The following is a 762-nucleotide window of genomic DNA, read 5'->3' as shown; positions in this document are numbered from 1 at the left end:
GACATAAGCGATCAAGTGTGGTCGTTGCTGGAACCCCATTTACCAGGACAACGAGGCCAGTGGGGAGGGATCGCCCAGGATAACCGTCGATTTATCAATGCGGTGTTTTGGGTATTGCGAACCGGAGCGCCCTGGCGAGATTTGCCTCCCGATTACGGGAAATGGGGCAGCGTTCATCAGCGGTTCATTCGTTGGCGCAGAAAAGGTGTTTGGGAAAAACTTCTGGAAATCCTGATAGATGAACCGGATTATGAATGGCTAATGATCGACGCCAGCCATATCAAAGTGCATCCCCAGGCGGCGGGAGCTAAAGGTGGCAATCAGGATATGTCCAGGACAAAAGGGGGCTCAACACCAAAATACATCTGGCCGTGGATGCGAATGGTATGCCAGTCCGAGTGCTTATTACAGAAGGTACCCGAGCAGATTGTAAAGAAGCTGTCCACCTGATTGAAGGCATTTCCGCAGAAACTCTGCTGGCAGACCGGGGCTATGACACAAATGATATCCTGGCCTATGCGGTTTCAGCTGGGATGGAACCTGTGATTCCGCCCAAGAGGAATCGCAAAGAACAGCGTGACTATGATAAATATCTCTATAAGCTGCGTCATTTGGTAGAAAACTGCTTCCTAACCCTGAAACGTTGGAGAGGTATTGCCACTCGTTATGCCAAAACCTCGGATGCTTTTATCGCCGCGGTACACGTCCGTTGTATCGCCATTTGGGCTGCTATCCGTACTTAATTCGTGTAGACACTATCTA

The 762-nt window shown here is 50.1% G+C and carries 1 protein-coding gene; it reads left to right on the top strand.

From position 1 onward, the window contains the following. A protein-coding gene (locus U8U01_RS17260) for an IS5 family transposase (protein WP_322176819.1) occupies positions 1-743 on the top strand; the annotation gives its coding sequence in 2 pieces (ribosomal slippage) (positions 1-337 and positions 337-743; 744 coding nt annotated over the 2 pieces). This gene is flagged as partial in the annotation. Between the last annotated feature and the right edge of the window lie 19 nt (positions 744-762).

Source organism: Acutalibacter caecimuris, assembly GCF_034335085.1.
Taxonomy (GTDB): domain Bacteria; phylum Bacillota; class Clostridia; order Oscillospirales; family Acutalibacteraceae; genus Acutalibacter; species Acutalibacter caecimuris.
Note: the sequence above shows the minus strand (reverse complement) of the source record. Positions and strands in the feature narration are given on the sequence as shown.